22 protein-coding genes, 1 riboswitch and 1 other annotated feature are annotated in these 25555 nt (G+C 49.8%); of the genes, 15 read left to right on the forward strand and 7 right to left on the reverse strand.

Features of this window, described 5'->3' with window-relative positions; genetic code table 11:
• From menB to menC, 3 genes are all read left to right on the forward strand, one after another.
• Nucleotides 1-822, forward strand: coding sequence for a 1,4-dihydroxy-2-naphthoyl-CoA synthase (menB, locus tag AUC31_RS04700; RefSeq protein WP_058381162.1), 822 nt, complete (start codon nt 1-3; stop codon nt 820-822).
• A gap of 91 nt (nt 823-913) precedes the next feature.
• Nucleotides 914-2344 (forward strand): o-succinylbenzoate--CoA ligase, encoded by a 1431-nt coding sequence (locus tag AUC31_RS04705; protein WP_058381161.1) that lies wholly within the window; start codon nt 914-916, stop codon nt 2342-2344.
• A complete protein-coding gene (menC, locus tag AUC31_RS04710) occupies nt 2335-3396 on the forward strand; it encodes an o-succinylbenzoate synthase (RefSeq protein WP_058381160.1) in 1062 nt (353 codons plus the stop codon). Before AUC31_RS04705 ends, menC begins: the two co-directional genes overlap by 10 nt.
• A gap of 29 nt (nt 3397-3425) precedes the next feature.
• Here the strand turns inward: menC and AUC31_RS04715 are convergent, their stop codons facing one another.
• Both AUC31_RS04715 and yidD read right to left on the reverse strand, forming a co-directional pair.
• On the reverse strand, nt 3426-4451 hold the full coding sequence (locus AUC31_RS04715; RefSeq protein WP_058381159.1) for a metal ABC transporter solute-binding protein, Zn/Mn family: 1026 nt from the start codon (nt 4449-4451) through the stop codon (nt 3426-3428).
• A gap of 108 nt (nt 4452-4559) precedes the next feature.
• The gene (gene yidD / locus AUC31_RS04720; protein WP_058381158.1) at nt 4560-4790 is read right to left on the reverse strand and encodes a membrane protein insertion efficiency factor YidD; all 231 of its coding nucleotides are present in this window, start codon (nt 4788-4790) and stop codon (nt 4560-4562) included.
• 111 nt (nt 4791-4901) lie between these two features.
• Here yidD and AUC31_RS04725 point away from each other — a divergent pair, with 111 nt between their 5' ends.
• The 3 genes from AUC31_RS04725 (at nt 4902) to AUC31_RS04735 (ending at nt 6673) form a co-directional block, all read left to right on the forward strand.
• Nucleotides 4902-5348, forward strand: a complete 447-nt coding sequence (locus tag AUC31_RS04725; protein WP_058381157.1) for a Dps family protein — start codon at nt 4902-4904, stop codon at nt 5346-5348.
• Nucleotides 5349-5415: 67 nt separating this feature from the next.
• Nucleotides 5416-5868 (forward strand): NUDIX domain-containing protein, encoded by a 453-nt coding sequence (locus AUC31_RS04730; protein WP_058381156.1) that lies wholly within the window; start codon nt 5416-5418, stop codon nt 5866-5868.
• 10 nt (nt 5869-5878) lie between these two features.
• Nucleotides 5879-6673, forward strand: coding sequence for an alpha/beta hydrolase family protein (locus AUC31_RS04735; protein WP_058383662.1), 795 nt, complete (start codon nt 5879-5881; stop codon nt 6671-6673).
• Between the two features lie 75 nt (nt 6674-6748).
• On the opposite strand, the gene pckA is transcribed toward AUC31_RS04735, so the two are convergent.
• The gene (gene pckA / locus AUC31_RS04740) at nt 6749-8338 is read right to left on the reverse strand and encodes a phosphoenolpyruvate carboxykinase (ATP) (RefSeq protein WP_058381155.1); all 1590 of its coding nucleotides are present in this window, start codon (nt 8336-8338) and stop codon (nt 6749-6751) included.
• 237 nt (nt 8339-8575) lie between these two features.
• A riboswitch (SAM riboswitch) is annotated at nt 8576-8686 on the forward strand.
• A 204-nt stretch (nt 8687-8890) separates the two neighbouring features.
• Between pckA and metK the strand changes: the two genes are divergently transcribed.
• Nucleotides 8891-10087 (forward strand): methionine adenosyltransferase, encoded by a 1197-nt coding sequence (metK, locus tag AUC31_RS04745; protein ID WP_058381154.1) that lies wholly within the window; start codon nt 8891-8893, stop codon nt 10085-10087.
• A 33-nt stretch (nt 10088-10120) separates the two neighbouring features.
• Here the strand turns inward: metK and AUC31_RS04750 are convergent, their stop codons facing one another.
• On the reverse strand, nt 10121-10630 hold the full coding sequence (locus tag AUC31_RS04750; protein ID WP_058381153.1) for a gamma carbonic anhydrase: 510 nt from the start codon (nt 10628-10630) through the stop codon (nt 10121-10123).
• Between the two features lie 99 nt (nt 10631-10729).
• On the opposite strand from AUC31_RS04750, the gene AUC31_RS04755 reads away from it, so the two are divergent.
• The 4 genes from AUC31_RS04755 (at nt 10730) to AUC31_RS04770 (ending at nt 15391) form a co-directional block, all read left to right on the forward strand.
• The gene (locus AUC31_RS04755; RefSeq protein WP_058381152.1) at nt 10730-11530 is read left to right on the forward strand and encodes an alpha/beta hydrolase; all 801 of its coding nucleotides are present in this window, start codon (nt 10730-10732) and stop codon (nt 11528-11530) included.
• 48 nt (nt 11531-11578) lie between these two features.
• The gene (locus tag AUC31_RS04760) at nt 11579-12589 is read left to right on the forward strand and encodes an LLM class flavin-dependent oxidoreductase (RefSeq protein WP_058381151.1); all 1011 of its coding nucleotides are present in this window, start codon (nt 11579-11581) and stop codon (nt 12587-12589) included.
• A 120-nt stretch (nt 12590-12709) separates the two neighbouring features.
• Nucleotides 12710-14308 (forward strand): pyruvate oxidase, encoded by a 1599-nt coding sequence (locus tag AUC31_RS04765; protein WP_058381150.1) that lies wholly within the window; start codon nt 12710-12712, stop codon nt 14306-14308.
• 60 nt (nt 14309-14368) lie between these two features.
• Nucleotides 14369-15391, forward strand: a complete 1023-nt coding sequence (locus tag AUC31_RS04770) for a zinc-binding alcohol dehydrogenase family protein (RefSeq protein ID WP_083509227.1) — start codon at nt 14369-14371, stop codon at nt 15389-15391.
• A gap of 356 nt (nt 15392-15747) precedes the next feature.
• Here AUC31_RS04770 and mnmM read toward each other — a convergent pair whose 3' ends face one another.
• Both mnmM and mnmL read right to left on the reverse strand, forming a co-directional pair.
• Nucleotides 15748-16308: a tRNA 5-(aminomethyl)-2-thiouridylate-methyltransferase MnmM gene (mnmM, locus tag AUC31_RS04780; protein WP_058381147.1), complete on the reverse strand. Its 561-nt coding sequence runs from the start codon at nt 16306-16308 to the stop codon at nt 15748-15750.
• Complete coding sequence (mnmL, locus tag AUC31_RS04785) at nt 16305-17258, reverse strand: tRNA modification radical SAM protein MnmL/YtqA (RefSeq protein ID WP_058381146.1); 954 nt, start codon at nt 17256-17258, stop codon at nt 16305-16307. Before mnmL ends, mnmM begins: the two co-directional genes overlap by 4 nt.
• 173 nt (nt 17259-17431) lie before the next feature.
• Here mnmL and AUC31_RS04790 point away from each other — a divergent pair, with 173 nt between their 5' ends.
• From AUC31_RS04790 to leuS, 3 genes are all read left to right on the forward strand, one after another.
• On the forward strand, nt 17432-18118 hold the full coding sequence (locus tag AUC31_RS04790) for a CoA transferase subunit A (RefSeq protein ID WP_058381145.1): 687 nt from the start codon (nt 17432-17434) through the stop codon (nt 18116-18118).
• Between the two features lie 18 nt (nt 18119-18136).
• The gene (locus AUC31_RS04795; RefSeq protein ID WP_058381144.1) at nt 18137-18790 is read left to right on the forward strand and encodes a 3-oxoacid CoA-transferase subunit B; all 654 of its coding nucleotides are present in this window, start codon (nt 18137-18139) and stop codon (nt 18788-18790) included.
• Nucleotides 18791-18834: 44 nt separating this feature from the next.
• Nucleotides 18835-19029 (forward strand) — a binding site (T-box leader).
• Between the two features lie 84 nt (nt 19030-19113).
• Nucleotides 19114-21525 (forward strand): leucine--tRNA ligase, encoded by a 2412-nt coding sequence (gene leuS / locus AUC31_RS04800; protein WP_058381143.1) that lies wholly within the window; start codon nt 19114-19116, stop codon nt 21523-21525.
• Nucleotides 21526-22525: 1000 nt separating this feature from the next.
• On the opposite strand, the gene AUC31_RS04805 is transcribed toward leuS, so the two are convergent.
• Nucleotides 22526-23812, reverse strand: a complete 1287-nt coding sequence (locus tag AUC31_RS04805; protein ID WP_058383661.1) for a BaiN/RdsA family NAD(P)/FAD-dependent oxidoreductase — start codon at nt 23810-23812, stop codon at nt 22526-22528.
• A gap of 131 nt (nt 23813-23943) precedes the next feature.
• On the opposite strand from AUC31_RS04805, the gene AUC31_RS04810 reads away from it, so the two are divergent.
• A complete protein-coding gene (locus AUC31_RS04810) occupies nt 23944-25548 on the forward strand; it encodes a putative polysaccharide biosynthesis protein (protein ID WP_058381142.1) in 1605 nt (534 codons plus the stop codon).
• The last annotated feature ends 7 nt before the right edge of the window (nt 25549-25555 follow it).

Below are 25555 nucleotides of genomic sequence, written 5' to 3' on the forward strand. Positions count from 1 at the left end.
ATGTCAACACGTCAATGGGTTACAGAACTTACATATGAAGACATTAAATACGAAACATATAATGGGATTGCAAAAATCACCATTAACCGTCCGGAAGTGCGCAACGCATTCCGCCCGAAAACAGTCCATGAATTGATCGACGCGTTTTCACGCGCGCGCGACAACTCGGATGTCGGCGTCATCGTCTTGACAGGCGAAGGCGAAAAAGCATTCTGTTCAGGTGGCGACCAATCCGTCCGCGGACATGGCGGCTACGTTGGGGAAGATGAAATTCCGCGCCTTAACGTCCTGGACTTGCAGCGTTTGATCCGCGTCATTCCAAAACCGGTTGTTGCAATGGTTGCTGGATTCGCGATCGGCGGCGGACACGTGCTTCACGTTGTTTGTGATTTGACGATTGCTGCAGACAACGCACGCTTCGGACAAACTGGACCGCGCGTCGGTTCATTTGATGCAGGCTATGGCTCCGGCTATTTGGCACGCATCATCGGACATAAGAAAGCTCGCGAAATCTGGTACTTGTGCCGCCAATACGATGCACAGGAAGCGCTTGATATGGGCCTTGTCAACACAGTGGTACCTTACGAGCAGTTGGAAGACGAAACCGTTAAATGGTGTGAGGAAATGCTCGAAATGAGCCCGACTGCATTGCGTTTCGTCAAAGCAGCAATGAATGCGGATACGGATGGCCTTGCTGGACTTCAGCAAATGGCTGGCGACGCGACTTTGCTTTATTACACAACGGATGAAGCGAAAGAAGGCCGCGATGCGTTTAAAGAAAAACGCAAACCGGACTTCGGCCAATTCCCGCGTTTCCCTTGATTATATGAATGAATTGAGCTGTCTTCTTCGAAGGCAGCTTTTTTCAATCAACGGCTAATAAATGAACTTGCTTGAGGAAAGGATTTTGAAAATGACATATCCGAATTGGCTTTCGCAGCGTGCTTACCTGACGGGAAATCAATTGGCTTTATCGTTCGGCGAGGATGAATGGACGTTTGGGGAAGTGAACAAAATAGCGCTCGATTATGCCGGGAAGCTGGCCCATTTTGGCATTACGGAACATTCGCGTGTGGCCTTGCTCGCTAGATCGAATGCCGAAGCTGTTTTTGTCATGTACGGCTGCCTGCATATCGGCTGTGAAATGGTCATGCTTAATGAACGGCTGGCGGGAGCGGAACTTGCTTACCAAATCGAAGATGCCAAGGTGGACCAGGTATTTGCAACTAGTGAACTCTGCGAGAAGGTGGCAGCATCACAGCCAGTTTCTTTTGAACAATTGAGACAGGCGCCATCTGTGGACTTTACATTAAAAGCGGAATGGGCGAAGGACTGCACCGTGTCTATCATGTATACTTCGGGTACGACGGGCAATCCGAAAGGGGTCAGGCAGACAGCTGAAAACCATTTTTCAAGCGCAGTGTCTTCTGCGCTTAACTTAGGTGTGTCTCCTGACGATGTCTGGCTATGCATGGTGCCTTTGTTCCATATTAGCGGATTCTCGATTTTAATGAGGTCGCTCGTCTACGGGATGGGTGTCCGGCTTTACGAGAAATTCGACCCCGCGGTGTGTGCGGATGAATTGTGCAAAGGGCAAGTGACGCACAGTTCGATGGTCGCTGTCACACTTGACCAAGTACTGCGGGAAATCGAGCAGCGCGAACTGAGCGTTTCAGCTCGCTTCAAGCAGATCCTGGCGGGGGGCGGCCCCGTGCCGGTGTCTTATTTGCAGCGGGCGGAAGCGCATGGCATTCAAGTGCTCCAAACCTATGGCATGACCGAAACGTCCTCGCAGACGACAACTTTGCAGCCGGCTGATGCGAAAACGAAGATCGGTTCTGCCGGCAAGCCACTATTTTTATACCAAGTAAAAATTGACGGCGCAAAGACAGAGGAAGCAGGAGAGATCCTCATCAAGGGGCCTCAAGTGACTCCTGGCTATATCGGCAAGTTCAAAGAACGGGACGTGCAAAAAGACGGCTGGCTCGCAACAGGTGATATCGGTTATGTGGATGCAGAAGGATTTTTATTCGTCGTCGACAGGCGCTCGGATCTGCTCGTTTCTGGCGGGGAGAACGTTTATCCGGCAGAAATCGAGAAGGTTTTGATGGCACATCCATCCGTCCGAGAAGCCGGGGTTTGCGCAATGGCAGACAGCACATGGGGAGAAGTGCCAGCTGCATTTGTCGTGCTCGATGATCCTGCAGTGTTGGATGAGCTGGCGGAATTTTGCCGTGGTCAGCTGGCCGGCTATAAAGTGCCGAAACTGTTCCGTGTGGTGAATGAGCTGCCTCGGAACGCGTCGAATAAATTGCTCAGAAGGGAATTGAAGACATGGCTGTAATTGCCGGTATTGAATTCCATAAGGTAAAGCAGCCTTTGAACCAGCCTTTCATCACTGTCTTGCAGAAAGTACGGGAACGGGAAGTGACGATAGTGATTGTACGGGATACCCAAGGGCGCGAAGGCTACGGTGAATGTGTTGCTTTTGATACGCCTTGGTATACCGAAGAGACCGTAACGGGCAGCCGCTTTGTGATGGAACAGGTGCTGGTTCCGCTATTGCTGAATGAACGTTTGGAGCATCCGACAGAGCTGGAAAGATTATTTTCCGAAGTAAAAGGCAATCATATGGCTAAAGCCGCTGTAGAAATGGCTGTATGGGATTTATTTGCGAAACGTCAAGGCGTGCCGCTGCATGAATTCATCGGGGGAGTTCGGAAAACAATCCCTGCAGGTGTGGTTGTTGCAGGAGAGAGCGATGAACTGGCACCCAACGTAAAAGCAGCGATCGGCAGAGGTTATCGGCGCATCAAACTGAAAATTTCACCTGAAACCGATGCGGATTTATTGAAAAGCTTGGTTGCGGCCAATCCAGAGATTTCGTTCTATGCCGATGCCAATGGCAGTTTTTCAGGGCGGGCATTGGAAGAGCTGCTGGCATTCGATCAGGCCGGTTTTGCGTTGATCGAGCAGCCCTATAGCGAACAGGAGTGGGCAGCCCATAGTGCTGCACGTTCAAAAATGACGACGCCGATCTGCCTGGATGAAAGTATCCATAGCCTCGACGATGTGAAACGCATGGCAGAACAGCAAGCAGGGGACATTATCGTCTTGAAAATGGGGCGTCTTGGCGGCTGGTCGGAAACCTTGAAAGTTGTCGAGTTCTGCAGAAATGAACAGATCGGAATGTGGGTCGGTGGCATGATCGAGTTTGGCGTCTCGAAAGCTCATAATTTGGCGCTTGCCTCGCTGCCGGAAGTGAAACTCACTGGGGATTTTTCAGATTCAGGCCATTTTTGGCAGACAGATATCGTCTCTCCGGAAATCTGTGTGGAGCACGGAAAAATCAAATTAAGCGAAAGCCCAGGAATCGGATATAAGCTGAACATATAAAAAACTCGCCGATCATTCGGCGAGTTTTTTTATTTCAAGACTGTTTCGAGTGCTTGAAGATTTTTTTCCATCAAGGTGAAATACGTTTCATCGTTGTCGATGTTTTCTTGTGTCAGCACTCCGAGGTTATGCATCTCGATCGCTTCGGCGCCTACTTCGTTTTGGATGACTTCCGTCAAATTCGACGAGACGTTTTGTTCGAAGACGATGTATTGAATGTCTTTTTCACGCGCCATGTCGACGATTTCCGTTAACTCTTTCTGGGATGGTTCGTCTTGGCTATTCAAGCCCGCGACGGCCACTTGCTCAAATCCGTAAGGTGCTGCAATATAGCCGAATGCTGAGTGGGACACGAAGAAGGTGTCACGTTCGACTTTTTCGTCCAAGTTTTGGAATGATTCATCAAGCGCTTCTAGTTCAGCGACGAGTTCTTCGTAATTCTTATCGAATTCCTCAGCGCCTTCCGGATCTTTTTCCGCTAAAGCATCACGGACAGAAGCGGCGAGTTCCTGGCTCAGGACAGGTGAGATCCAGACGTGTGGATCAGTGGAGCCGTGATCATGACCTTCGTGGCCTTCTTCCTCTTCATGGTTCTCCTCGTCGCTATGTCCATCTTCTTCGTGCCCATGCTCGTCTTCACTATGTGCCTCAGTTTGTGCACCAGCTGCCGCTTCAAGTTGTTCATCGGTGATTCCGTCTGCCGTAGCGACAAATTCGAGATCTTCATTTTGCAGCGTTTTTTGTGCGCTGTCGATAAAGCCTTCAAGCCCTAAACCGACATAAAAGAGCAGATCGGCGTCCGCCATATTGATCATGTCTTTTTGAGTTGGTTCAAAGCTATGCTCGTTGGCGCCAGCCGGGTAAACGGATTTGACGTCGACACGCTCGCCGCCGATGCGTTCTGCAAAATAGACGAGCGGATAAACCGTTGCATATACGTCGAGTTTTCCTTCTGCCGCTTCGCCTTCAGCCCCGCTGTCGGTTTCTGTGTTGCTGCCGCACGCAGCCAATAATAAAATGAGTGCTATTCCTGCAAATAATGCTAGTTTCTTCATAAAATGTCCCTCCAAATTTAATGCGTGTTCATAAAATGTAATCGTTACGTTTTGTTGACTCTTAGAATCATACAATACAATCCGATTGAACACAAGAAAAAAACCCGCCTATTTTTTAGGGGGCCATTCTTCCGGGACAAAGTCCACTCCGCCTTTATGGAACGGGTGGCAGCTCAATATGCGGCGGATGGCAAGATAGCCGCCTTTTAATGCGCCGTGTTTTTCCACCGCTTCAATCCCATAATGGGAGCACGTCGGATAGAATCTGCAGCTCGGCGGCGACAGTGGGGAGATGAAGCGTTGATAGAAACGGAACAGCTTCACTAATGCGGTTTTCATCGTGATTCCACTCTTTTCTAGTTTGGTTGCGGTTCGTTGATGTTTATTGTAGGGCTTTTAGAGGTAATTATAAAGCAGAAGAGCTTATCAAAAAATGGAGAGTGATGAATTGTGTCAACAGCATTAAACGAAGAATTGAACGTACAAGTCGCTACATGGTCAGTGGTCTATACGAAACTACATAATTTCCATTGGTATGTCAAAGGGCCATCTTTCTTTACCTTGCATGTAAAGTTTGAGGAGCTGTATAACGAAGCGACGCTCCATATGGATGAAATTGCGGAGCGCCTGCTAGCACTCGGTGGCAAGCCGGTAGCGACAATGAAAGAGCAGCTGGAATTGTCGGTTGTAGATGAAGCGACCAGCAGCGAAAGCGCGGAGCAGATGGTCGATACCATCGTTTCCGATTACGATAAGATCATGAAATCCTTGAAAAAAGGCATGGAACTTGCTGCTGAAGTCGGCGATGACATGACAGAGGATATGCTGAATGCCATCCATCAAAACTTAGAGAAGCATTCGTGGATGCTGTCTGCATTTCTCGGCGAAAAGAAGTAGAATAGAAGAAATGGGCGTACGACCGTTAGCCGGTTGTACGCTTTTTCTGAAGCCGGGAGGATGTTTGATGGAATATAAAGACTTGAACGGCTGCGCTTGCCGCTTATTTTTTGAAAAAGGACAGTCACAGATTGAAAGCCGGCATGTGTTGGTGATAGGAAAATATAATGGCAACTGGCTGTTGACGAGCCATTCCGTGCGCGGCCTTGAATTTCCCGGGGGCAAAGCCGAACCAGACGAATCGCTGGAGCAGGCGGCGAAGCGGGAAGTATTCGAAGAAACCGGAGCCAGCGTGAATAAATTAAAATGGCTAGCGGAATATACGGTTTATACCGATAAAGCTTTCAGTAAAACGGTATTTACAGCCACTATTGAGAGCGTGGAGAAAGTAGCATGGATGGAAACTGACGGTCCGGTGCTTGTGCCTGAACTTGTGATCGATGAAAATTACAGCTTCCTGATGCGCGACGAAGGCATGGAAGCGATTATAGAGAAGGTGAAGACTGTTGAGAAATGGTGATATTGAATCAATGAGATGGTATCCGTCACCGAATCCGAACGTACGCTTGCGGGAAGTGACGTATTGGTCTGAAGGCTTGCGTATCAAAGGTTTGCTGGCGCAGCCGAAAACAGATGATGCCGAAAGTGCCATCTTGTACCTGCGCGGAGGCATACAGTCCATCGGCATGGTGCGGCCGGCACGGATCGCGCAATTTGCGGGAATGGGATTTACCGTTTTCGCCCCTTATTACCGCGGCAACCGCGGCGGCGAAGGGAAAGATGAGTTTGCCGGTGGCGACCGCTATGACGCCGTAAATGCCGTGGAAGTGCTGAAAAAATTCAGTGCAGGACCAGTGCATTTGCTGGCATTTTCAAGAGGCGGAATCATGGCGCTATGGACCGCAGTGCTGAGAAACGATATTTGTTCCGTCGTGACATGGGCAGGTGTCACAGACACGGTGCTTACATATAAAGAACGGCTGGATATGCGCCGCATGATGAAGCGTCTATACGGCGGCACGCCGAATACTGCGCTTCCGGCATATGAAGAACGCAACCCTCTGATGCGCATCGGGGAAAGCGATGCCGCTTATTTGATCATTCACGGCTTGAAAGACGACAATGTTTCGCCCCAGCAAGCCTTCCTGTTGGAAGAAGCGTTGCACCTTAACCATCAGCCGTGTGAAACGTGGTATTTCCCGGAGTACACGCATTTTTTCCCTCCTACGGCTAATCGCAAGACTGCAAAGGCGCTGACGCTATGGATGAAAGAGCAGGAGAAGCGCAAAGAAGATTTAACCGAAGCTGTCTGCAATAATGCATAAGCTTAACGCGGTAGTTGAGAATAAAAAAAGGATGGAGAGAAATCATTGATTTCTCTCCATCCTTTTATGATGTAATTAATTATGGGTAGGGCCGCCTTTTTGGCTAATGCCAGCATCCACAGTGCCGAATTTTTCAAAGTTGTCTTTGAACTTCTTCGCCAATTCCTGTGCTTTTTGATCATAAGATTCTTTGTCAGCCCATGCATTGCGCGGGTTCAATACTTCAGTCGGAACGTCTGGGATTTCTTTTGGCATGTTCAAGCCGAAGACGGATTCGTGTTCCATTTCCACGCCGTTCAAGTCGCCGCGAATTGCCGCGCGGACCATTGTGCGAGTGTATGACAGTTTCATGCGGCTTCCGACGCCGTAAACCCCGCCAGTCCATCCTGTGTTTACTAGGTAGACGTCTGCGCCGTGCTCATCGATTTTATCGCCAAGCATTTCAGCGTAAACTGTCGCGTGAAGCGGAAGGAATGGTGAGCCGAAGCATGTCGAGAATGTCGCTTCCGGTGAAGTGACGCCGCGTTCTGTGCCGGCCAGTTTTGATGTGTAGCCGCTAAGGAAGTGGTACATCGCTTGTTCTTTCGTCAATTTGCTGATTGGAGGCAATACGCCGAATGCGTCCGCAGTCAAAAAGACGATCGTTTTCGGGTGTCCTGCAACAGAAGGGATGACGATATTGTCGATGGCATCGATCGGGTAGGCTGCACGCGTGTTTTCAGTCAACGATCCATCATCGTAGTCCGGGATGCGTGTGTCTTCGTCAACAACGACGTTCTCAAGGACAGAGCCGAAACGAATGGCATCGAAAATCTGTGGTTCATTTTCACGAGACAAGTTGATCGTTTTTGCATAGCAACCGCCTTCGATGTTGAAGACGCCGTTATCGGACCAGCCGTGCTCATCATCGCCGATCAATTTACGGTCTTCGTCTGCCGACAAAGTCGTTTTGCCTGTGCCGGAAAGGCCGAAGAACAAGGCAACGTCATCGTTTTTGCCAACGTTCGCTGAGCAGTGCATCGGCAGGATGCCTTTTTCAGGAAGGATGTAGTTCATGATCGAGAAGATGGACTTCTTCATTTCGCCTGCATATTCCGTACCACCGATCAAGATGATTTTCTTTTCCATCGAAACGATGATGAATGTTTCGGAATCCGTTCCGTCCACCGCAGGGTCTGCGTGGAAAGTCGGGGCGTAAACAACAGTGAATTCAGCTTCATGCGCCTTCAGTTCTTCCGCAGTCGGGCGGATAAACAATTGATGGGCGAACAAGTTATGCCAAGCGTATTCGTTGATTGTCTGAATCGCCAGGCGTGACTCAGGATCTGCGCCAGCAAAGCCTTTGAAGACATACAAAGCGTCTTTTTCTTTCAAATGATTGAGGACTTTAGCATATAGGTTTTCAAAGATTTCAGAGGAAATCGGGCGGTTGACGCTGCCCCAATCAATTTTATCTTTCGAAATCGCCTCTTCTACCATATACTTGTCTTTAGGCGAACGGCCCGTGTATTTGCCTGTTTCCGCTTTGACTGCGCCTTCACGCGTCAACACTGCCTCCCCGCGGGATGTTGCAGCTTCCACCAATTGTGGAACGGATAGTTGCGTATTAATATTCGAGCCGTTCAAAAGCTCTTTCAAATCATTTGCTAGGTTCACTGAAGTCATATATATGTACCTTCCTTTTCGTTTATTCCCAAATGAATGGGGAAGATGTATATTCGAACATTAGTATAACACATTGACGCGATTAGTCTATACTAATAACTAGAAATCTGTCAATGTTAACGATTTGTGCTGTTTCAATAGTAGAAAAAGATGCATGCTTAAAAGTCTGACAATCGTTTCCGTTAAAAACGTTGACAGTGCTTGTTGCATTCCGTATGATGGGAAATTGAACGGATACTCTTATTCCGAGCTGGTGGAGGGTGCAGGCCCAATGAAACCCGGCAACCTGCTGCAATTGCAGCGATGGTGCCCAACCTGAAGCAAGGCGAATGCCTTGGACGATAAGAGTGAAAGGTGCTTATGATGATTATTCCTTTCCTCATTGCTTGAAGATGAGAGAAGGGATTTTTTTATGGAATGCCCTTAATCCTCGTGTGCAGGCTGAAAAAGCTGGAAGTTCAATTCCTATAAACGGAAACGGACTTGACATGGGAAAACGAGTACCGTATCAATTTCGAGAGCAATCTCGCAGGATATAAGGAGGAACTTTTTTTGACAAACCGTCGATTATTCACATCAGAATCAGTAACAGAGGGCCATCCGGATAAAATTTGCGACCAAATTTCAGACGCAATCCTGGATGCGATCCTGACAGAAGACCCGAATGCGCGTGTCGCATGCGAAACGACTGTAACGACAGGGCTTGTTCTTGTCGCAGGCGAAATCACAACATCCACGTATGTAGATATTCCAAAAGTGGTCCGCCAGACCGTTAAAGAAATCGGCTATACACGTGCGAAATACGGCTTCGATTCCGAGACAAGCGCAGTGTTGACAGCAATTGATGAGCAGTCGGCAGATATCGCTGCAGGCGTCAACGTGGCTCTAGAAGCGCGTGAAGGCCAGATGACCGATAAGGAATTGGATGAGATCGGGGCAGGCGACCAAGGTTTGATGTTCGGGTATGCGTCAAATGAAACAGAAGAATTGATGCCATTGCCAATCAGCCTGGCGCACAAACTCGCACGCCGCTTGGCAGAAGTGCGCAAAGAAGAAATCTTGCCGTATTTGCGCCCTGATGGCAAAACGCAAGTAACGATTGAATATGATGAAAACAATAAACCGGTGCGTGTCGATACGATCGTCATTTCAACACAGCACCATCCGGAAGTGTCTTTGGAGCAAATCCAGCGCAACTTGAAGGAATACGTCATCAATGCCGTTGTACCGGCTGAATTGCTTGACGCTGAAACGAAATACTTCATCAACCCGACAGGCCGCTTCGTCATCGGCGGACCTCAAGGAGATGCAGGGCTTACAGGCCGCAAGATCATCGTCGATACGTACGGCGGTTATGCACGACACGGCGGTGGGGCATTCTCCGGTAAAGACGCGACAAAAGTCGACCGTTCCGGTGCTTATGCAGCACGCTATGTGGCGAAGAATATTGTTGCTTCTGGCCTCGCCGATAAATGTGAAGTGCAGCTTGCTTATGCAATCGGCGTAGCACATCCGGTATCGATTGCTGTCGATACGTTCGGCACTGGGAAAGTCAGCGAAGACAAATTCATCGAACTTGTCCGCGCAAACTTCGACTTGCGCCCAGCAGGTATCATCAAGATGCTCGACCTGCGCCGCCCAATCTACAAACAGACAGCGGCTTACGGCCATTTCGGCCGTACGGATGTCGATCTTCCATGGGAACGCACAGACAAAGCGGATGCTTTGAAACAACAGGCTAACGCATAATAAAAAGCAGGCGGATTTTTCCGCCTGCTTTTTCTATTGAAGTGATTTATAATAAGCTGCTTTTTCTGCGTATTCCCGAACAATGCGCTCCATATCTTGTTTGTCCGCTTCGTTCAGTTCACGCACCACTTTTGCGGGGCGGCCGAATGCCAGTGTGCCTGCTGGGATTTTCTTTCCTTGCGCGACAAGGCTGCCTGCGCCGATGAAAGCTCCTTCGCCAATTTCAGCACCGTCCAGAATGATCGAGCCCATGCCGACGAGAGCGCCTTTTTTGATTTTACAGCTGTGAAGCGTTACTTGATGGCCGATGGTGACATCGTCTTCCAAGATGAGCGGATTGTCCGGGCTTTGGTGGAGCATCGACAGGTCTTGGATATTGGTGTTTTTCCCGATAATAGTCGGTGCCACGTCGCCGCGGATGACGGTGTTGAACCAGACAGAAGAATTCTCGCCGATCGTCACATCGCCGGTGACGGTCGCATAATTGGCAATGAATGCCGATTTGTCAATCTTTGGTGATTTGTCTTTATATGGATAGATCATGGCAAAGCTCCTTTATCATTGATAAGATGTAATTAGTTCTAATCGTATCAAAACAACGGAAAAGGTCAATCGATCAAGCTGTATAGGGAGGCGCGGATTATGTGGAAATGGCAAGCGGAAGGCGAGGCAACAGGCGTTATCGTGTTGATCCACAGTGCATACGAGGAGCATAAGCGCTATGCATGGCAAATCGAGAAATGGCGCAGGAGCGGGTTTCACGTCTATATGGGCGATTTGCCGGGACATGGGACACAAGCAGCAGCTGATTCGGTACACCGTGAACCATTTTTCGAGTATGATAAAACAGCCGCTGAGCTGCTGCGCCTGGCAGCGGAAAATGACTTGCCAATTGTACTCGCGGGACATGGGCTCGGCGCAGCGATCGCTATCCATGCCCTTAGACAAAATCGCCATCCTATAGCAGCGCTTATTCTCACGTCGCCATGGTTTGAATTGCAAAAAGTGCCGAGCAAGCCAACACTTGCCTTGTCCGGAATCAGCAAGCTTACCGGGAAAGGGAAAATCGACCATGGCATCGAATTGCGCCATTTGACGAGACGCAAATTCCACGATGAGTCGGCGGGTGCCGAGCGAGCGATCAAGTCACTCAGTTCACCGGTCTGGTGGAAGGAATTGCAAAGTTATTTGGAGCAAGCCGCTCAAATACAGCTTCAGGATACTCCAATCATGCTCCATGTGGGCCAGCGGGATTTGATAACACGAACCGCTGCTGGGCGTACTTGGCTGTCTAAGCAAGCCGTGAACGAATTCCAATTCAAGGAATGGCCATTTTGCTACCACGATCTGCTGCAGGAACCGGAGCGGGATGAAATATTCAAGGCTGCGTTGTACTTTGCCGAATCGGCAGCGGAATCCGAAAAAATACGCCGCAGCCAATAACACTTCATGATCAGCAATTACATCAAAGAATAGAAAGGAACGATCAAGATGCCACTACGTTTCAGCATATTAGACCAATCCCCAATCTCACAAGGCCAAACAGCCCGTGAAGCTTTGGCCGATACGGTCCAGTTGGCGCAACACGCAGAACAATGGGGCTACACACGCTTTTGGGTATCGGAGCATCACGATGCCAAAACTTTGGCGGGCTCTTCGCCAGAAATCCTCATCAGCCATATCGGCGCCAAAACTTCATCGATCCGCCTGGGTTCTGGCGGTGTCATGCTGCCGCATTATTCGGCGTTTAAAGTGGCAGAGAACTTCAATTTATTGGAGAACCTGTACCCCGGACGTATTGATGCGGGTGTTGGCCGCGCACCAGGGGGCATGCCGAGAGCATCGTTCGCTTTATCGAATGGCCGTTTGCGGGATGCGGGGCGCTTTCCTGAACAGCTGGATGAGCTGCGCATGTATTTGGAAAACAGCATTCCGGAAACACATGATTATTATGGAATGAACGCAACCCCGGTGCCGCCGGAAGCGCCGCCGATCTGGATGCTCGGCTCAGGGAAGGGATCTTCGCAATTGGCCGCCCAAAAAGGCTTGCCGTATATGTTCGCCCATTTCATCAACGGCGAAGGCGGACAACGATTTGCAGCCAACTACAGAAAAAATTTCATTCCCCATAAAGGCAATGAACCGTATACCGGTTTTGCGATTTTCGCGGTTTGCCAGGAAACTCGTGAACAGGCGGAATATGTTGCGTCTTCACTCGACCTGTCACTTGCGATGGGCGCACAGGGTATGCCGTCTGACGGTACGCCGCCTCCAGAACAGGCAGCCGCTTACGAATACTCGAAGTTCGAAAAACTGCTCGTTGCGGATAACCGCCGGCGCATGGTCGTCGGCAACCCTAAGCAAGTGGTGGATCAATTGGAAGCACTCGGCTCAGAATATGGCGCCGATGAAGTGATGATCGTTTCCGTCGCCTATGATTTCAATGATAAGTTAACGACGTACCGATTGATCGCAGAAGAAATGACTAAAAGAATATCCTAAAAAAGCAGCAGGCTGAAAAAATGGCCTGCTGCTTTTTTGCATGTTTGCCGAAAAAGGTTTACAGATGAGCTGGAGGGATAAAGAGATGGAACAGCAGAAATAAGGAAAGAGGGAATGTATATGTTTGAACGCACCGCAGGCAGCCATGTAGTAGAGCTGTTGAAGCAATGGAATGTAGACCATATTTACGGAATGCCGGGGGATTCCATCAATGAATTAATGGAAGAACTGCGCAAAGTGGATATCCGTTTTATCCAGATACGCCATGAAGAGACAGGGGCGCTCGCCGCTTCAGCTTATTCGAAATTGACCGGGCGCATTGGCGTATGCCTGTCGATCGCAGGACCTGGGGCAATCCATCTGCAAAACGGTCTATATGATGCGAAAAAGGACAAAACCCCGGTACTCGCGATCGTCGGGCAAGTTACCAGCAGTGCTGTTGGGACCGATACTTTCCAGGAGCTGAAATTGGAATCGATGTTTGAAGACGTTTCGGTCTATAACCGCCGCGTGCAAAATGCTGAGCAATTGCCGGATATGCTGAATCAGGCGGTGCGTGCAGCCTATGCGGAAAAAGGTCCAGCTGTTCTCGTGGTGTCGGACGATCTATTTAGCACGAAAATCAAGCGGGAAAAGGAGATGACCTCGCCGGAATATTCCGTGCCGCATATCCGGGCGGCGGAAGAAGATTTGAAGGAAGCGCTGAAGCTATTGGAGACTGCGAAAAAGCCAGTCATCTTGGCAGGCAAGGGCGCACAGGACGCACCTGGCGAAGTATTGGCATTTTCGGAAAGGCTGAAAGCGCCAATCATTGCATCGCTTCCGGCTAAAGGTCTGATTCCTGATGATCACCCGAATAACCTAGGACAGCTTGGGCAACTCGGGACGGAGCCGGCTGAAGAGGCGATGAAACAAGCTGACTTGGTGATCCTAGCCGGTACAGCCTACCCGTACAGGGAGTATTTGCCGGACAAAGCGCCTGCCATCCAAATTGATCTCGAACCGCGCGTGATCGGCAAATACTATCCCGCAACGGTAGGCGTAGTCGGGGAACTTGGGCCGGCACTTGCCTCGTTGACAAGCAAGCTCGGCGAAAAAGATCCAGCATTCTTGAATCAATTTCAGGAGAAACGACGTGCTTGGCATGACAAGCTGCGTGAAGATGTCGATAAGCAAACCGACATGCTTCAACCTCAGCAAGTGCTGGGCGAAATCCAGCACATCATGGAGCGGGACGCTGTCATTTCACTTGATGTCGGCAGCATCACCATCTGGACGGCGAAATACTTGCAGTTGAGCGGACACAAATTAGTTTTATCATCTTGGCTTGGCACGATGGGCTGCGGTTTGCCTGGAGCGATAGCGGCAAAACTGGCGTATCCAGATAGACAGGCCATCGCTATCGTCGGGGACGGCGGATTTTCAATGGGCATGCAGGATTTTGTCACTGCAGTTAAATACAAACTGCCGATGATCATCGTCGTTTTCAATAACCAGAAGCTTCAATTGATCGAAGACGAGCAAAAAATGGCAGGCAATAAGCCGACTAATGTCGATCTTGCCAATATCGACTTTGCGGCCTTTGCCATTGCTTGCGGAGGTGAAGGCTACACAGTCAAAACACGTGCCGAATTGCAAGACGCTTTGTCGAAAGCGAAAGCAAGCAAACAGCCGGTCGTCATCGATGCATACGTCGAAGACATCTCGGCTGTATTATAGAAGGAATTGTAACAAGGATATGAATAGACGAAAGGAAGGCGAAATGGATTGACTTCGAAAATGATCGCACTAGGATTTTACAAACCTGGAAATACAGAACAACCGCCCGAATTCGAGGCAGTAGAATTGGACAAGCCAGAGCCAAAAGGACACGATTTGCTCGTGGAGGTAAAGGCGGTATCGGTCAATCCGACAGACTACAAAACACGTGATTCGAAAAAGCCGGACGATGACTCCTTGACGATCGTCGGAAGGGACGTTGCCGGAGTGGTCGTTTCCGTTGGCAGTGAGTGTTCATTGTTTAAAGAAGGCGACGAAGTGTTTTATGCCGGCACCAATGTCCGGGAAGGCGGGCATAGCGAATTCCATTTGGTCGATGAGCGCATTGTCGGCCACAAGCCGAAAAACTTGAATTTCGCGCAGGCGGCTGCTTTGCCGTTGACGGGATTGACCGCAATGGAAGCCCTGTTTGTGCGTTTGGGCATTTCGAAAAACCCGCTGGACAATGAAGGCAAGAACATCCTGATCATCGGCGCTGCGGGAGGTGTCGGTTCGATCGCTACGCAGATCGCCAAATTAGCAGGGCTCAACGTAATCGGAACCGCGTCGCGTCAGGAAACGATCGAGTGGGCCAAAGATCATGGCGCGCATCACACGATCAACCATCACCAGGAATTGCTTCCTCAATTGAAGGAACTGGATATTGACGGCGTGGACTATATTTTCTGCCTGACCAATACCGATGACCATATGGCAGGCATGGCGGACGCGATCCGGCCTCAAGGCAAGATTTGTTCAATCTTACCGGCGTTCGAACCGCTCGCTCCGGCCTTGTTCGGAAAAAGCGTGACCTTCGTTTACGAATTGATGTACACGCGTTCGATGTTTCAGACAGAAGACATGATCGAGCAGCATCAGTTATTGAACGAACTATCGGAGTGGGCAGACAGCGGCAAGGTTCAGTCGACACTCAATGAAACGATGGCGCCAATCAATCCGGAAAACTTGAAAGAAGCCTACGGAAAACTGATGTCTGGCAAGACGATCGGGAAAATTGTTCTCGAAGGTCCTGTCGAGAAATAGAAAAAAGTGCTGTCTCTAAGGTGCATGAAACATGCGCTTTTTGTGCAGCCCTTTTTTTGGATCCAAAAGAGATGGCAGATGTCCATTACGACGGACGCTTTCCGCGGGCACGGCTTCAGCCGCTTCCCTCGCTGCGCTCAGTCCAGGGTCTTCAGCTCGCGTCGCTCCGTCGCAAGGCTCCGTCACTGCTCCCGCAGGAGTCGCCGTCTCCATTCCCATCTGCTGTTGTGAATCCTAAAATTTAAAGAAGTTAGTTCACAATTAAAATAACCGGAGAAAAAGAATCTCTTTTTCTCCGGTTATTTCGTTTTAGAAGCTTATGGCATAGCCCTTTTTAAATTTAGCTATCATTTCTTCTAGCGTTGCTGTTTTTTCTCGATCGCGACTAAAAATGGGGGCGAATGCTGTTGGTTGACGAATTCATATTTCAGGACGTCATACTCGACTTGCGGCAATTTCTTGACGTAATCCATCACGGCGTCGCGCTCTTCGCTGCCGCCCTCGTGGCCGGAGTAAATGACGGCTAACACCAAGCCGCCAGCTTTCAAACGTTCGAGGCATTGCCCGATTGCCTGCAAAGTGCTGTTGGCTTTGGTGATGATGGTGTGGTCGCCTTTTGGCAAATAGCCAAGATTGAAAACGGCAGCCGAAATCGGTTCCGCTACGTATTGAGAGATTTTCGCATGGCTGTCGCAAATCAATTCGACATGACGAAACGCTTCTGTGCGCTGCCTGGTCGCTTCGATTGCTTGTTGCTGGATATCGAATGCATAGACTTTTCCGGAGTCACCGGTAAGCCCAGCCAGGAAATGGGTATCATGCCCGTTTCCGGCAGTGGCATCCACTACTGTATCTCCTTTTTGGACAACTTGTTCGAGCAAGGATTTGGTGAAAGGCAAGACGCGTTGCAAGGTCATAATGCCACACTCCCCGCATAATGCTTGCCTTGCCAACTGCCGCGAGTTTCGAGTTCTTTATCGATGCCGTTTAGCACTTCCCATTTATTCGTGCTCCACATCGGGCCGATCATCAAATCGATCGGGCCGTCGCCGGTGATGCGCTGGACGACCATATCGGGCGGGATGATTTCCAGCTGGTCGGCGACGAGTTGGATATAGGCATCTTTTTCCATAAAATCGACCATGCCTTTTTCATATTGTTTAACCATCGGCGTACCGTTGAGTAAATGCAGCAGGTGGATCTTGATTCCTTGGACGTCGAGTTTTGCGACTGTCTGTGCCGTTTCCATCATCATGTCTTTGTCTTCAAGCGGCAAGCCGTTGATGATGTGGCTGCATATATTGATGCCGTGTGCGCGCAGTTTGTTGACACCTTCTTTGTAAGTGTCAAAATCATGTGCACGGTTGATGAGCTGCGCAGTGCGCTCATGAACAGTCTGCAGGCCGAGTTCCACCCATAAATACGTGCGTTCATTGAGTTCAGCTAAGTATTCAACAACTTCATCCGGCAAGCAGTCGGGCCGTGTGCCGATGCTGATGCCGACCACATTTTCCTGTGCGAGTGCCGCTTCGAATTGTCTTTTAATGACGTCAATCGGTGCATGGGTATTCGTATAGGCTTGAAAATAGGCGATGTATTTGGCGTCTTTCCATTTGCGGTGCATTTTCGCTTTCACCTGCTCGAATTGCACAGGGATCGGGTCGACACGGTCTCCGGCAAAATCACCGGAACCGGCGACCGAGCAAAACGTGCAGCCGCCAAAAGCGACTGTGCCGTCGCGATTCGGGCAGTCAAATCCGGCGTCCAGCGAGATTTTCATGATTTTTTCGCCGAATTGCCCGCGCAAATGGCGGTTCCATGTATAATAAAGCTTCCCGTCACTCGGGAAGGGGAATTCATTGTCCATAATAAAACCACTCCTTAGCTGTCATTATAACACGCAGTTGCCGGCCGAAAAGCCGACAAAAATCGTGTGCCCATTGTCCTTGTTGCGTTTCCCATGGAGTTTTGGTTAAATTGTTAATGGAAGCGTTTTATTGAATTAAAATTCAGTTAATGTTGCAGAGGGGGAAATGCGCGATGAAACCGATTTACAATTCTGCCAAAGAGGCAGTCGAACCGATACAAGACGGAGCCACCATCATGGTTGGAGGATTCGGGCTGGTCGGCATTCCAGAACAGCTGATCCTAGCGCTTGTCGATAAAGGGGTAAAAGATCTAACAATAATTTCCAATAACTGTGGGGTCGACGAATGGGGCCTTGGCTTATTGCTGAAAAACAAGCAAATCAAGAAAATGATCGGCTCGTACGTCGGCGAAAATAAAGAATTCGAACGCCAAGTGTTGTCGGGCGAAATCGAAGTGGAGCTCACGCCTCAAGGCACGCTTGCTGAAAAAATGCGCGCAGGCGGAGCCGGAATTCCGGCGTTTTTCACACCGGCAGGCGTCGGCACAACCGTCGCTGAAGGCAAGGAAATACGCGAATTCGATGGCAAGGAACACGTGCTTGAAATGGCGTTGAAAGCGGATTTCTCACTCGTCCGTGCATATACTGCAGATAAAATGGGCAATCTCGTCTACAACAAGACTGCACAGAACTTCAACCCGCTAGCGGCAGCTGCCGGGAAAGTGACGATTGCGGAAGTCGAGCATATAGTGGAAATCGGCGATATCGACCCGAACCACGTGCAAACGCCGAGCATTTACGTACAAGGCTTGCTGCAAGCAGACCAAGAAAAACGAATCGAGCGTTTGACGACGCGTTAAGAAAGGGTGGGGACAGAAGTGGACAAACAGGCTATCAGAGAACGAATCGCAAAACGAGCGGAAAAAGAAATCAACGATGGAGATTACGTCAACCTTGGCATCGGCATGCCGACTTTGGTTGCGAACTTCATTTCCGATAATAAGCAAGTCGTCTTGCAGTCCGAAAACGGATTGCTCGGCATCGGGCCGTATCCGACAGAAGACCAAGTCGATCCCGATTTAATCAATGCCGGAAAAGAAACCGTCACGACGATCCCGGGCTCCGCATTTTTCACCAGCGCCGAGTCATTCGCGATGATCCGCGGCGGGCATATCGATGTCGCCATTCTTGGAGGCATGGAAGTCGCAGAAAACGGCGATCTAGCCAACTGGATGATCCCAGGGAAAATGATCAAAGGCATGGGCGGCGCGATGGATCTTGTCCATGGCGCGAAAAAAGTCATCGTCATCATGGACCATGTATCAAAAGACGGTTCAGCGAAAATCAAGAAAGCATGCGAATTGCCGCTGACGGGGAAAGCGGTCGTCAATTTGATCATCACAGAACGAGCGGTGATTGAAGTGACGGATACTGGCCTCGTGTTGAAAGAAGTATTCGAAGGCTTCTCGGTCGACGACGTCGTCGCTGCAACCGATGCCGAGTTGAATACCGATAGCGTCAAAGTACACTGAGCTATTGCATAAAAACAGGCGCTCAGCTAAAATGAAATCAATAGCAAATGGCCGTGAAGAGGAGCAGTAGGACATATATGCATAAAAGAGAGCCGGCGGATGGTGCGAGCCGGCATGCAGGATGTCTGAACTCGCCTTGGAGTCTGCGCAATGATTGCGCCGTTTTCCGCGTTAAGGAATCAAGTTGAGCGCCTGAGCGCTAATTTGGGTGGTACCGCGGGAAAAATCCCGTCCCTTAGTTTAAGGGGCGGGATTTTTTTATTTTGCTGAAAACTTGTTACGCTAGCGGACATCCGCTTGTATTTAGAGGAGGAAAATCGGAAATGTCTTTTAACCACAAAGAAATCGAAAAGAAATGGCAGCATCATTGGCAAGAAAACAAAACCTTTAAAACGGAGAACACGCCGGGCAAGGAAAAATTCTATGCGCTCGATATGTTCCCGTATCCATCAGGTGCCGGGCTTCACGTCGGGCATCCGGAAGGCTACACGGCGACCGATATCTTGAGCCGACAAAAACGCATGCAAGGCTATGATGTGCTTCATCCGATGGGCTGGGATGCATTCGGTTTGCCGGCAGAACAATACGCGCTCGATACCGGCAATGACCCTGCGGAATTCACGGCGAAAAACATCGAGACCTTCAAGCGCCAAATCCAGGAACTTGGCTTCTCGTATGATTGGGACCGTGAAATCAACACGACCGACCCAAACTATTATAAATGGACGCAATGGATTTTCATCCAGCTTTACAATAAAGGCTTGGCATATGTCGATGAAGTAGCGGTCAACTGGTGTCCGGCACTTGGCACCGTCTTGGCCAATGAAGAAGTGGTTGATGGGGTTTCTGAACGCGGGGGCCATCCGGTCGAACGCCGCCCGATGCGTCAATGGGTGTTGCGGATCACTGAATACGCAGACCGCTTGCTGGAAGACTTGAACGAACTCGATTGGCCGGAAAGCTTGAAGGACATGCAGCGCAACTGGATCGGCAAATCCGAAGGCGCGGAGCTCGAATTCAAGATTGATGGCACCGGGCTTTCATTCCGTGCATTCACGACGCGCCCGGATACAATTTTTGGCGCGACTTACGCGGTACTTGCCCCAGAGCATAAATTGGTTGGGGAAATTACGACATCTGATAAGAGCGAAGCGGTAGCTGAGTATATCGACAAAGTAAAAACGAAAAGCGATTTGGAGCGTACGGATCTCGCGAAAGATAAAACGGGCGTCTTCACTGGTGCTTATGCGATCAATCCGGCAAGCGGCGAGAAAATGCCAATCTGGATTGCCGATTACGTCCTTGCAACATACGGAACAGGCGCAATCATGGCCGTGCCGGCACATGACGAACGTGATTATGAGTTCGCGAAACAATTCGACTTGCCGATCGTCGAAGTCGTCTCAGGCGGCAACATCGACGAAGAAGCCTACGCTGGCGACGGCGAACTCGTCAACTCCGGTTTCCTTGACGGCTTGAACAAAACCGAAGCGATTGGAAAAGCGATCGACTGGCTCGAACAACAAGGTGTCGGCGAGAAGAAAATCACCTACCGTTTGCGCGACTGGTTGTTCAGCCGCCAGCGCTATTGGGGCGAACCGATCCCGATCATCCACTGGGAAGACGGCACGATGTCTCCTGTCGATGATAAGGACTTGCCACTCGAACTTCCTGTCACAACGGATATCAAGCCGAGCGGAACAGGCGAATCGCCGCTTGCCAATATCGAGGAATGGGTTAATGTCACGCATCCTGAAACCGGCATGAAAGGCCGCCGCGAAACGAACACGATGCCGCAATGGGCAGGCAGCTGCTGGTATTATTTGCGCTTTATCGATCCCGTTAACGACGAAGCCATCGCAGATCCGGAATTATTGAAACGCTGGCTGCCGGTTGATGTCTATATCGGCGGTGCAGAACACGCCGTCCTTCACTTATTGTATGCGCGTTTCTGGCATAAAGTATTGTACGACCTTGGCGTCGTGCCGACAAAAGAACCATTCCAGAAATTATTCAACCAAGGGATGATCCTCGGTGAAGGCAACGAGAAAATGTCGAAATCCAAAGGCAATGTCGTCAACCCGGACCAAATCATCGAAAGCCACGGCGCGGATACGCTGCGCATGTACGAAATGTTCATGGGGCCGCTCGAAGCGTCCATCGCCTGGTCGACAAACGGACTCGACGGATCTCGCCGTTTCCTTGACCGCGTGTGGCGTTTGCTGATTGAAGACGGAACGATTTCGAGCAAAGTCAGCGACCAAAATGACGGCAAACTGGAGAAAGTCTACAACCAGACCGTCAAGAAAGTGACTGAAGACTTCGACGGCCTTCGCTTCAATACAGCGATTTCGCAAATGATGGTATTCATCAATGAAGCATACAAAGCCGAGAGCTTGCCGAAAGAATATATCGAAGGCTTCGTGAAGATGCTGTCGCCGATCGCGCCGCATTTGGCCGAAGAGCTTTGGAATAAACTTGGGCATAGCGAGACGGTAACGTATGAAGCATGGCCAACGTTCGACGAGTCGAAACTGGTCGATGATGAAGTTGAAATCGTCGTCCAAGTGAACGGCAAAGTGAGAAGCAAGCTGACTGTCGCAAAAGACAGCACGAAAGAACAACTGGAAGAAGCGGCGCTCGCCGACGAGCACGTTCAAAAGGCGGCAGAAGGCAAGCAAGTACGCAAAGTCATCGCCATTCCAGGTAAATTAGTTAATATCGTTGTAGGATAAATAATGAAAGCCGCCAGGGAAATTTCTCTGGCGGCTTTTTGTGATACTAAATTAGAGAATTAAATAGTTTCTGTTATTCGACGGCACTCCAATGGCTGCTTGGGGCTCGCAGGATGCGAGTCATGCAGTTGATGCGACAGAAAGATAAATGAAGTGAATAGAATAGCTTCCGCAATTCGACTGCGTTTCAGGGGGCTGCTTGCCGTGGGGCGGGTGTTGAGCCAACGTGTCGCAAAGTGCGCGACACGTTTGTCTCGCCAGCCCGCGCGGTCCCACAGGCGTCAGCCCCCTTCCACTCCGTCTCTAGTTTTAGAGCGGAAGATCTTTTTTCGACTTTAATTAATGAGCCTTGTAGAAATGCATCATATTTTGCAATGTTTCATGCTGAAAAACATGTCGCTGGTTACCCCACACTAAATGCAACAACATGCTGTTCGACCGCTTCTTGGGAAGCGATTCCCCCACTAGCCAGCAACTGGCTACAGAAGCAGAGCCGATTAAACAGTCTTCAAACAACGAAATCGCTCAGCCGCCAAGCGCCCAGGGTGAGCCGACGCAATAAGACAGGTGTTATTTCTGGCTTATTGCCAAAGGCCAACCCAAAGCCGGGCGGCGACTATTAAGGGAAACTGTACTTTGATGTTCAGTAACATCTCCACAAAAAACACTCACTATCCTATTCCACGCTCAACTAGGGAAGCGATTTCCCCGCTAGCCGGCAACTGAATAAAGAAGCTAATCTGCTTAAACCGTCTTCACACAATGAAATCTCTTAGCCGCCGAGCGTAAAGGGGTGAGCCGACGCAATAAGACAGACGTTCTTTCTGGCTTATTGCCAAAGGCCAACCCAAAGCCGAGCGGCGACTATGAAGGGAAACTGTACTTCAATATTCAGTAACATTTCCACGAGAAAACTCCCGCTATCTTTGATTCTGTCTACTTTAAGAAGTGAGTTCTCATTTGCTCTTTCAATTTCATTCCAAAGAAAAAAGCCCATTGCTTAAGCAATAGGGCTTTCGGTTTGATAAGAAGCAGCGAACTCGGCTGCGTTTTTTCCTGCGACGTGTCCGGTGACAAGGGCGGACGTGATATTATAGCCGCCGGTGTAGCCGTGGATGTCGAGGATCTCGCCGCAGAAGAACAAGCCGGGCTTTTTCTTCGAATGCATCGTCTTCGGCTCGATTTCCTTGATCGACACGCCGCCGCCTGTGACGAACGCTTTTTCGATCGGCTGCGTGCCGGAGACGGTCATCGTGAATGCCGTCATTTCAGCAGCGAGCGCACGGACTTTATCGGATGGAAGTTCTGCACCGGTCAGCTGCGGGTCGATGCCTGCACGGTCTAATAGGAACAGTAGCCAGCGTTCTTGCGCCAGGCTTTTCCAAACGTTTTTCAACGCTTTTTTTGGTTCGTCTTTCATTAGCTTGTTCAGCAGCTGGAACGCAGATTCTGCATTGTCATCCGGCATGGAGTTGATGCGGACGGTGACCGCTTGGCCGCCGTTTTTCTTCATTTCCTTGACGACATATTGGCTGCAGCGCAGGATGGCAGGCCCGCTCAAGCCGAAATGGGTGAACAGCATATCCATCTGGTGCGTGACGAGCGCTTTGCCTTTTTTATTGAGCACCGTGACGGCGACATCGCGCAGGGCAAGTCCTTGCAGGTCGCGTGATTTGATGAACGGTTCATTCGACAACAAAGGAACTTCCGTCGGATAGAGGTCGGTGACAGTGTGTCCCGCTTTTTCTGCCCACGGGTAGCCGTCTCCGGTCGATCCGGTTTGCGGCACCGCTTTTCCGCCGACCGCGACCACGACTGCGTGAGCTGAGAATTCTTCACCAGAATGCAGGCGGATGCCGGTCACTTTTTCGTCGTTCATCAATAAGCTTTTGACGGGGGAATCGAGTTTTCGCTCGACGCCGAGCCGGTCCATCTCGCCAAACATCGCATCCGCGACGTCTTGTGCGCGGTTTGACACAGGGAACATGCGGCCGTGGTCTTCTTCTTTCAAGGCAACGCCAAGGTTTTCGAAGAACTGGATGATGTCCTCGTTATTGAATACCGAAAACGGGCTGTACATGAAGCGGCCATTTCCGGGAATGTGGCGGACGATTTCTTCCAAAGGCAGGCGGTTTGTCACATTGCAGCGGCCGCCGCCGGAGATGATCAATTTCTTGCCGAGCTTTTTGCCTTTTTCGACGAGCAGTACACGCTTGCCGTTCGATGCGGCAGCAATGGAGGCCATTAAGCCGGAAGGGCCTCCGCCGATGATGATGATGTCATACATATAATAAAAACTCACTTTCGTTTTTCTTTTCAGTATACACGATGAGGCAAAACACGTTGAGTAATTTTGTCTATAGGTGTAAACTATCGTGTAGATTGCTTTTTATTTTGAACAAAGTCAGGGAGTGCAAAATGTCCTCATTAATTAAAGGTACCGCCATTTTAACTTTAGGTTTATTTCTGTCGAAAGTGCTCGGCGTCATCTACATCATCCCGTTCTACAGTATGGTGGGAGCAGATAATATCGGACTTTACCAGTATGCATACATACCGTATAACTTGATGCTTGCACTGGCGATATCCGGTGCGCCGATCGCGTTTTCCAAGTTCACGGCTAAATACAATTCACTCGGTGATTACGAAACCGGGAGGCGATTATTGCGTTCAGGTTTGCTGACAATGATGGTCACGGGCATCGTGTCGTTCTTGGCGCTTTATGTGCTGGCTGAACCGCTCGCACGGATTACTATTTCAGAAGATGAGATCCTCTACTCGGTAGATGATATCGCGGACGCCATCCGTTGGGTCAGCTTTGCCTTGATCGTCGTGCCGTTCATGAGTCTTTGGCGCGGCTTTTTCCAAGGCTATAATTATATGATGCCAACCGCCGTGTCGCAATTGGTCGAACAGATTGTCCGCATCATCTTCCTGCTCGGCGGCGCGTTCGCTGTCATTTATCTTTTTGATGGCACGCCGAAGACCGCCATCCAGTTCGCCGTTTTGTCGGCTGCAGTCGGGGCGCTTGGCGGGCTTGTCACTTTGTATTATTTCTGGCGCAAAAAGAAGCCGGAATACAATCATTTACTCGCCACATCCGTTGAATCCTATGATGTGCGTTTGCGGGATATGTACCGGGAAATCCTATTATATGCCGTGCCGGTCATTTTCCTTGGGATCGCCAACCCGTTGTTCCAATTTGTCGATTTGATGACTTTCAATCGGGCGATGGCAGCAGGGAATCACATCATGGAGACAGACCTTCTCGGAATCTTGAATTTGACTGCCCATAAGCTGGTCATGATCCCAGTTATGCTCGCGACAGGCTTCTCGATGGCGCTCATCCCGCTTATCACGAAGCATTTCACGCGCAACGAACACTTGCAAGTAACCAAAACATTGGACCAGTCGTTCCAGTTGATCTTGTTTTTGACCTTGCCAGCAGTGATCGGCATGACGATGCTGTCAGATGAGCTTTATCACGTCTTTTATCAAGTAAGTGATATTGGTTCTGAGATTTTGTCGCATTATTTGCCAGTCGCGATCTTGTTTGCTGCATTCCCTGTGACAGCTTCTATCTTGCAAGGGATCAACAAACAAAAATGGATCATCATCAACTTACTGATCGGTCTCGGGCTTAAAGCCTTGCTGAATACGCCGTTGATTATTTTATTCGAGACGGACGGTGCGATTGCTGCAACGATCATCGGTTATGTCGTCGCGATCACGATGAACATGATCGTCATTTCGAAGGCGATGAATTACCGCTCGAAAATGGTATTCCGCCGCATTTTGCTTATTCTCATCTTGAATGCCGTCATGGCGTTCGCGGTGTATTTTGCAATGAATGGCCTCGATTACATTATTGGCATGGATAATAAATTCTTGTCGATGATCCGCATCATCTTGATCGGTGGGGTCGGCGCTATTGTTTACGGATACCTCAGCTTGAAGACAGGGCTTGCCCAGAAGCTGCTCGGCGCGAGAATTACGCGCATTACAAGACGCTTCGGCTTCTAGGAGGAAA

Source organism: Planococcus rifietoensis, assembly GCF_001465795.2.
GTDB classification, from domain to species: domain Bacteria; phylum Bacillota; class Bacilli; order Bacillales_A; family Planococcaceae; genus Planococcus; species Planococcus rifietoensis.